The following is a 7,760-nucleotide window of genomic DNA, read 5'->3' as shown; positions in this document are numbered from 1 at the left end:
GGGGCCACGTCGGGCGTGGGGACGGGGGGCCGCGTGGCGACGGGCTCCGGCTGCGCGGCCTTGCGCGAGCGGACCATCAGGTACGCCCCGGCGTTCACGGCCACGGCACCCAGCAGGATGACGGCGATCCAGGTCTTCTGATTCTTCACGTTCGTTGTCCCGCTTCCCACGACGACACGGTGCGCCCGCCCTTCACGCGATGAACAGCCAGAACACCGCGCTGCCCACCAGCGCGACGCCCGCCGCGGCGGCCAGCCCCCAGGGGAACGCTCCGGGCGCGGCCGCCTGCTCCGGCGTCGGGAGGACACCCGTGGTGGACCCCGTCCCGGTGCTCCGGGGCAGCACGCCGGTGGGCACCAGCGCGCTGGACTCCTGGAGGTCCACCGCGTGCTCCGGCCCCGCGGCCCGCGGCGCGCTGGAGACGCCCGAACCCACCAGGCTGGAGGAGCCCGGCATGGAGCCCGGCACCGCCACCGCGGTGGACACCCGGCCGGAGGCATCCGGCGGGAAGAGCGTGGCCATCAGCGTCGCCAGCTCCCGGCCGCCGGACGTCCAGTGCTGCGCCGTGCGGTAGCGCTCCAGCTCGTCGTGCAGCTCGCGCGCCGTCTGGTGGCGCTGCGCCGGGTCCTTCGCGAGCAGCTTGAGCAGGATGCGCTCCAGCTCCGGCGGGAAGCCCGGCGCCACCTTCGACGGCGGCGGCACGTCCCCCTGCGACGCGGCCACGATGGTGGCCTCCATTGTGTCGCGCTTGAACAGCCGGCGCCCCGTGGACAGCTCGTAGAGGACGATGCCCAGCGAATACAGGTCCGAGCGGTGGTCCAGCTCCCGGTTGGTGATCTGCTCCGGGGACATGTACGCGTACTTGCCCTTCACCACCCCGGCCACCGTGCGCTCCAGGTTCACGGAGCTCTTCACGATGCCGAAGTCCGCCAGCTTCACGATGCCGTCGCGCGACACCAGCACGTTGCCCGGCGTGATGTCCCGGTGCACCAGCTTCAGGGGCGTCCCGTCCGACAGCGTCTTCGCGTGCGCGTACGTCAGCGCGTCCGACATCGCGATGCCCACGTCCACCGTCACGCGCGGGCCCAGCGGCATGTTCGCCGCCGCCGCGTGCCGCATGATGCGGTCCAGCGACTGGCCTTGAATCCACTCCATCGCCAGGTAGTACTGGCCGTCGATCTTCCCGAAGTCGAACACCTGCACGATGTTCGGGTGCGTCAGCAGCGCCGCCACCTTCGCCTCGTCCGCGAACATCCGCGCGAAGGGCTCCAGGTTCGCGTACTCCGGCAGGATGCGCTTGATGACGCACGCCTTGGAGAAGCCGTCCGGCCCGTCCAGCGTCGCAAGGAAGATGTGCGCCATGCCGCCCGCGGCCAGCCGCTGCACCATGCGGTACTTCCCGAAGCGGCTGTCCACTCCGGGTGTGGCCGGCGGAGGCGTCGCGGTATCAACCCTGTCCAAATTGTACTCCCCGGACGGAACTCGTAATTCCGGGAAGATACCGATGACGCGCCCGGCTCACAAGTTTCGCACACGGTGTCAACAGGTTTTGCGGTGAATACAATTTAACAACGTAACGGATGGGGCCCGGGCGGGTGTCCCGGCATATCCTCCCGGTCCTCCCGCGCATGGCGACCCCCTCCTCCGACACCCCGTCCCCGCTGGCCGCTCCCCGTCCCCTGTCCGCCCAGGACGTCCGCACCCTGGGCCTGGCGGCGCTGGGGGGCGCGCTGGAGTTCTATGACTTCATCATCTTCGTGTTCTTCACGGGGGTGATGGGGCGGCTGTTCTTCCCCCCGGAGACGGCGGACTGGCTGCGGCAGCTGCAGACGTTCGGGCTGTTCGCGGCGGGCTACCTGGCGCGGCCGCTGGGCGGCATCGTGATGGCGCACTTCGGGGACCGGACCGGGCGCAAGCGGATGTTCACGCTGAGCGTCTTCCTGATGTCGGTGCCCACGCTGTGCATGGGCCTCTTGCCCACGTACGCCACGGCGGGGTACGCGGCGCCGCTGCTGCTGCTCACGCTGCGGCTGCTCCAGGGCGCGGCGGTGGGTGGGGAGGTGCCGGGCGCGTGGGTCTTCGTCTCCGAGCACGTGCCGGAGCAGCGCGTGGGGCTGGCGTGCGGGACGCTCACCTCCGGGCTCACGCTGGGCATCCTGCTGGGGTCGCTGGTGGCCACCGCGGTCAACACCGTCTTCACGCCGGAGCAGGTGATGGCGTACGGCTGGCGCGTGCCCTTCGTCGTGGGCGGCGTGTTCGGCTTCCTCGCCGTGTTCCTGCGCCGCTGGCTCCAGGAGACGCCCGTCTTCGAGGAGATGCGGCGCAAGAAGGCGCTGGTGGCGGAGCTGCCGCTCAAGGCCGCGCTCCGGGGCCACGGGCCCGCCGTCGTCGTGTCCATGATGTTCACCTGGGTGCTGACGGCGGGCATCGTGGTGGTCATCCTGATGACGCCCACGCTGGTGCAGCAGCTGCACGGCATCCCGCCCGCGCGGGCGCTGGCGGCCAACAGCGTGGCCACGCTCACGCTCACCGTGGGCTGCGTCTGCTACGGGCTGCTGGCGGACCGGCTGGGGGCGACGCGGGCCATGGCCATCGGGGCGGGCGTGCTGCTCGTCGCCGCGCAGCTGTTCTACCGGGGCGTGGCGAGTTCTCCCGAGCACCTGGTGCCGCTCTACGCGGGCGTGGGCTTCTGCGTGGGCGTCGCGGGCGTGGTGCCCGCCGTGATGGTGCAGGCCTTCCCCCCGGCGGTGCGCTTCTCCGGCCTGTCGTTCTCCTACAACGTGGCCTACGCGCTGTTCGGCGGCCTCACGCCGCTCGCCGTCACGCTGGCCATGAAGGAGAGCCCGCTCGCGCCCGCGCACTACGTCTCCGGCGTCTGCGCGGTGGGGCTCGGGGTGGCGCTGCTGCGCTTCCGGGGCTTCACCGCCAGCGAAGCGGCCCCTCCGCCCACGCCCTCCCGCTGACCTCCGCCCGCCCGCCCCACGCCAGAGGTGTTGACCGGTTGGCGGTACGCCGGGCCCCCGGGTTCGCCGTGATGGCTCCCGCCGGATGTGTCGGTTATGCGGCAATAAAATGAAGGGCGCCCCGGGCAGGCCCTGTTCCCCGTGCGCATCTTGTCCCGGCGCGTGCTTTCGAGCGGCGGAAGCCCCGCGCGATGTTCCCCCGCCGACCGACGGAACCCGGCATGCCCAGCAGTGAGTCCGCCCTCTTCCAGAGCGGCATTCCCAGCTTCGACGCCCTCCTGGGCGGAGGCATCCCTCCGCGCCAGTCCTTCATCGTCACCGGCACGCCCGGGTCCGGGAAGACGGTGCTGTGCAGCCAGGTGGCCTTCCTGGCCGCGGCGCGCGGCATTCCCGTGGTGCTGGCGACCGTCACCTCGGAGCCGCACGACAAGCTGATGGGGGCCCTGTCCAGCTTCGAGTTCTTCAAGCCGGAGGTGCTGGGCGAGAAGCTCTTCATCATCAGCGCCTACTCTTCGCTCAAGCGGGGCCCGAAGGAGGCGCGGGACCTGCTCCTGCAGACGGTGCGCGAGCGCGGCGCGGCCATGCTCTTCATCGACGGGCTGCGCTCCATCCGGGACCTCTGGCAGGACGAGGCGCGGCTGCGCGAGTTCCTCTACGAGCTGGGCATCGGCCTGGCGGCCAGCAACTGCATCGGCCTGTTCACCACGGAGTACCCGCTGGAGCGGCTGATGGCGCTGCCGGAGGCCACCACGGTGGACGGCATCGTGTCCCTGTCCGTGCAGGTCCACGGCTCGCGCCGCGTGCGCCGGGTGGAGGTGGTGAAGCTGCGCGGCCGGCCCCACCTGACGGGCGAGCACACCATGACCATCCACGAGGAGGGCGTGGAGTTCATCCCGCGGCTGGAGGCCGTGCCGCTGGAGTTCCGGGACGAGCCGCCCACGCTCAAGCGCAAGGGCTTCGGGCTGCCGGAGCTGGATGCGCTGATGCACGGGGGGCTTCCGGAGCTCAGCACGACGATGCTCGCGGGGAGCATGGGCATTGGCAAGACGCTGCTGGCCACGCACTTCGCCGCGGACGCCGCGCGCCACGGCGAGCGGTCGCTCTTCGTCTCCTTCTTCGACGCGCCGGCCATGCTCATGGCGCGCGCCAAGCGCGTGGGGCTGGACGTGGATCCCCTGCTGAGCGAGGGCGGCTGACGCTGCGGTACGTGCCCCCCATGGAGTTCGAGGCGGACGTGCTCGTGCGGGACATCCTGCGGCAGGTGGACGCGCTCAAGGTCCAGCGGCTGGTGCTGGACGGGCTCACCGACCTGGAGCTGTCCATCATCGACCCCGGGCGGCGGCGCACCTTCCTGGCCTCGCTCGCGATGCGGCTGCGGATGCGGGGGGTCACCTCGCTCTTCACCCGCGAGGTGCCGAAGATCGTGGGCACGGAGCTGGACTTCAACGACGCGCCGGTCGCCATCCTGGGAGAGAACCTGCTGCTGCTGCGCTACGTGGAGCTGCACGGCCAGATGCACCGCATCATGTCCGTGCTCAAGATGCGCGACAGCGAGTACTCGCCCGACCTGCGCGAGTTCCAGATCAAGGACACCGGCGTGAAGGTGCTCGCCCCGGTGCGCTCCGCGGTCGGACTGTTGACCGGGCAGGCCCGCCCGCTGGGGACCAGCGTGGGAGGGCTGGGTGAATGAGCCTGGTCCTCATCGCGGAGGATGAAGAGGCGCTCCTGGAGGTCTTCTCCGAGGTGGTGGAGGACCTGGGCCACCGGGTCATCCGCGCGCACAACGGCGAGGAGGCCCTGCTGCTGGCGCGCACGGAGACGCCGGACCTGGTGGTCAGCGACCACATGATGCCCCGGCGCACCGGCATGCAGCTGTTGCACGCCATGCGCTCCGAGCCGACCCTTTCGGACGTGCCGTTCCTGCTGTTGAGCGCGGCGCGCCCCCAGGGGCGTGAAGCGGCCCAGACCTTCCTCGCGAAGCCGGTGGACCTGACCACCTTCGAGCAGGCCGTGAGCAGCGCGCTCCAGTACCGCGTGGCGCAACGGACGGACGCCGCCCCGGCCGCGCGCGAGCCGTCCGGTTCGGTGAGCCTGGCGCGCGAGGAGATGCTCAACTGGGTGGCGCACGAGCTGAAGACGCCGCTCTCCTCCGCGCGGCTCAACACGCAGCTCTTGCTGCGCAAGGTGCAGAAGCGCGGCATCGACGACGAGCGCCGCTCCGCGGAGGCCGTCCTGCGCCAGTTGGACCGGATGAACGGGCTGGTGACGTCCATCCTGGACGCCTCCCGGCTGGCGGACGGGAAGCTGGAGCTGCGGCTCCAGCCCACGGCGCTGACGCCCTTCCTCCAGGAGCTCATCCAGGAGTGGCGCGACCTCCAGCCGGACATGGACTTCACCTTCCTCGACGGGGAGCCGCTGGAGCCGCTGATGCTGGACGCGGAGCGGCTGCGCCAGGTGCTCAACAACCTGCTGTCCAACGCGGTGAAGTACAGCGGCACGTCGCGCCACGTCGAGATGGGCGTGACGCTCAACCCGGGCCTCGTCCTCATCCACGTGCGCGACTGGGGCGTGGGCATCCCCGCCAGCGCCCTGCCCCACGTCTTCGACCGCTTCCAGCGCGCGGACGAGGACCGCGGGCGCGGCCACGGCCTGGGCCTCTTCATCGCCGCCGCCCTGGCCAGGCTGCACGGCGGCTCGCTCTCCGCCCGCTCCACCCTGGGCGAGGGCTCCACCTTCACCCTCCGTCTGCCCCGGCGGAACTGAAGCCGCACTGCACGATTCCGCCGCAACCCCATCCAAACCCACCAGCTTCGAAGTCCGTGAACACCCGGCGCTCTCGGTGAATTAGAAAGCGAGTGTGTCCACGCCTCGTCCGTCCCGCCTGTCCTCGCTGCGCGCGCTGAAGCACCACGACTTCGCCTTGCTGTGGGGCGGGGCGGCGCTGTCCAACATCGGCACGTGGATGGAGGTGCTGGCGCTGGGCGTGTACGTGACGAAGGTCACGGGGCGGGCGGAGTGGACGGGGGGCGTGGCGGCGCTGACGTTCCTGCCGGCCATCGTGCTGGCGCCGCTGGGAGGGGCGCTGGGGGACCGGTTCGACCGGCGCCGGGCGGTGGGGGTGGGGGCGCTGGTGCAGCTGGTGCTCGCGTGCGTGCTGGCGGCGCTGGCCTTCACGGGGGGGCTGACGGTGCGCTGGGTGGCGGTCGTCTCCTTCCTCAACGGCTGCGCGGTGACACTCTTCACGCCCGCGTACTCCGCGCTCATCGCCGTGTCGGTGCCGAAGGAGGACCTGCACAGCGCGCTCAGCCTCAACGCCGCGCAGAACAACCTGGGGCGCATCTGCGGGCCCGCGCTGGGGGCGCTCGTCATCGCCCACGCGGACGTGGCGTGGGCGCTGCTCATCAACACGCTGTCCTTTGGCGCGGTGCTGCTGTCGCTCACGCGCGTGCGGGCCACCGCGGCGGGGAAGCCGGCGGACTTCGGCGGGCTGTGGGCGGGCATCCTCCAGGGGTTCCGGGTGGCGCTCGCGGACGAGGGGCTGGTGGTGGCGCTGGGCGGCACGCTGGCCATCGCGGTGTGCATCGCGCCCTTCACGGCGCTGGCGCCGGTGATGGCCATCCAGGTGTTCCAGCTGGACGCGGGCGCGACGTCGGTGCTCGTCACCGCGCAGGGCGTGGGCTCGCTGGTGGCGGCGCTGGGCGCGGGGGCGCTCGCGGACCGGCTGGGCAAGGCGCGACTGCTGGAGGTGAGCCTGCTGCTGATTGGCCCGACGGCGGCGGCGTACTGGCTGTCGCCGTCGCTGCCGGTCGCGGCCGTCGCGGTGATGGCGCTGGGCGCCCTCTACATGCTGACGCTCACGGGGCTGTCCGCGCTGTGCCTGGCCCGCGTGTCCAGCGAGCTCCAGGCGCGCATCGCCAGCCTGAGCACGATGCTGCTCTTCGTGGGCTTCACGGTGGGCGTGTGGGTGCAGGGCGCGCTGGGGGACCGCTGGGGCATCCGGTGGGTCACCGCGAGCGCGGCCCTGGGGTTCTTCGTCCTCGCCGTGCTGCGGCGCGCCCTGCGCTCGCGCGGCTTCGCCGCCTTCGAAGTGTAACGGAGCCTCCCGATGACGACCTCCTCGCCGGCCACGCCGGGGAAGAAGCGCGCCCCGCTGCCCCTCGTCTCCAGGGCGCAGGCGCTCCCGCTGTCCTTCATGCAGCAGCGCCTGTGGTTCCTGGCGCAGCTGGAGGGCACGAGCGCCACGTACAACGTCTACTTCTTCGTGCGGCTGAAGGGCGCGCTGGACCCGGGCGCGCTGGAGCGGAGCCTCCAGGGCGTCGTGGCCCGGCATGAATCGCTGCGCACCACGTTCGCCACCGTGGACGGCCAGCCGGTGCAGCGCATCACCCCGGCGCTGGACGTGCCCCTGCGCGCGGTGGACCTGTCCACGCGAGGGGAGGCGCCCGAGAGGGAGCGCGCCCTTCGCGAGTGCGCGGAGGCCGAGGCCCGCACGCCGTTCGACCTGGAGCGCGGGCCGCTGGTGCGGACCACGCTGGCGCGCCTTTCACCCGACGAGCACGCGCTGCTCTTCGTCACGCACCACATCGTCTGCGACGCGGTGTCGCTGGGGTGGATGGCGAACGAGCTGGGCGCGCTCTACACCGCCTTCACGCGGAACGAAGCGCCCCGGCTGCCGGAGCTGCCGGCGCAGTACGCGGACTTCGCGGCATGGCAGCGCCAGGCGCTCACGGGCGACGTCCTGGAGGCCGAGCGCGCGTGGTGGAAGCAGCGGCTGGAGGGAGCGCCGCCCGCGCTGAG

The 7,760-nt window shown here is 71.7% G+C and carries 7 protein-coding genes; 6 read left to right on the top strand and 1 reads right to left on the bottom strand.

Annotation, left to right across the window (positions count from 1 at the left end):
* Window positions 1–192: 192 nt before the first annotated feature.
* On the bottom strand, window positions 193–1,461 hold the full coding sequence (locus ACLEQD_RS32075; protein WP_410389302.1) for a serine/threonine-protein kinase: 1,269 nt from the start codon (window positions 1,459–1,461) through the stop codon (window positions 193–195).
* Window positions 1,462–1,628: 167 nt separating this feature from the next.
* On the opposite strand from ACLEQD_RS32075, the gene ACLEQD_RS32070 reads away from it, so the two are divergent.
* The 6 genes from ACLEQD_RS32070 to ACLEQD_RS32045 form a co-directional block, all read left to right on the top strand.
* The gene (locus ACLEQD_RS32070) at window positions 1,629–2,963 is read left to right on the top strand and encodes an MFS transporter (protein WP_410389301.1); all 1,335 of its coding nucleotides are present in this window, start codon (window positions 1,629–1,631) and stop codon (window positions 2,961–2,963) included.
* 221 nt (window positions 2,964–3,184) lie between these two features.
* Window positions 3,185–4,159: an RAD55 family ATPase gene (locus tag ACLEQD_RS32065; protein ID WP_410389300.1), complete on the top strand. Its 975-nt coding sequence runs from the start codon at window positions 3,185–3,187 to the stop codon at window positions 4,157–4,159.
* 20 nt (window positions 4,160–4,179) lie between these two features.
* The gene (locus tag ACLEQD_RS32060; RefSeq protein WP_410389303.1) at window positions 4,180–4,653 is read left to right on the top strand and encodes an RAD55 family ATPase; all 474 of its coding nucleotides are present in this window, start codon (window positions 4,180–4,182) and stop codon (window positions 4,651–4,653) included.
* Window positions 4,650–5,726 (top strand): ATP-binding protein, encoded by a 1,077-nt coding sequence (locus ACLEQD_RS32055; RefSeq protein ID WP_410389299.1) that lies wholly within the window; start codon window positions 4,650–4,652, stop codon window positions 5,724–5,726. The genes ACLEQD_RS32060 and ACLEQD_RS32055 overlap by 4 nt, the downstream gene beginning before the upstream one ends.
* Window positions 5,727–5,820: 94 nt before the next feature.
* Window positions 5,821–7,056: an MFS transporter gene (locus ACLEQD_RS32050; protein WP_410389298.1), complete on the top strand. Its 1,236-nt coding sequence runs from the start codon at window positions 5,821–5,823 to the stop codon at window positions 7,054–7,056.
* Window positions 7,057–7,068: 12 nt separating this feature from the next.
* The coding region (locus tag ACLEQD_RS32045; protein WP_410389297.1) for a condensation domain-containing protein at window positions 7,069–7,760 on the top strand (692 nt) is incomplete at its 3' end.

Source organism: Corallococcus sp. 4LFB (assembly GCF_046520365.1).
GTDB lineage: Bacteria > Myxococcota > Myxococcia > Myxococcales > Myxococcaceae > Corallococcus > Corallococcus caeni.
Note: the sequence above shows the minus strand (reverse complement) of the source record. Positions and strands in the feature narration are given on the sequence as shown.

Excerpts from the sequence above, each read along its gene's own strand:
- ACLEQD_RS32070 (WP_410389301.1), top strand. The coding sequence starts at position 1,629 with ATGGCGACCCCCTCCTCCGACACCCCGTCCCCGCTGGCCGCTCCCCGT.
- ACLEQD_RS32065 (WP_410389300.1), top strand. The coding sequence starts at position 3,185 with ATGCCCAGCAGTGAGTCCGCCCTCTTCCAGAGCGGCATTCCCAGCTTC.
- ACLEQD_RS32060 (WP_410389303.1), top strand. The coding sequence starts at position 4,180 with ATGGAGTTCGAGGCGGACGTGCTCGTGCGGGACATCCTGCGGCAGGTG.
- ACLEQD_RS32055 (WP_410389299.1), top strand. The coding sequence starts at position 4,650 with ATGAGCCTGGTCCTCATCGCGGAGGATGAAGAGGCGCTCCTGGAGGTC.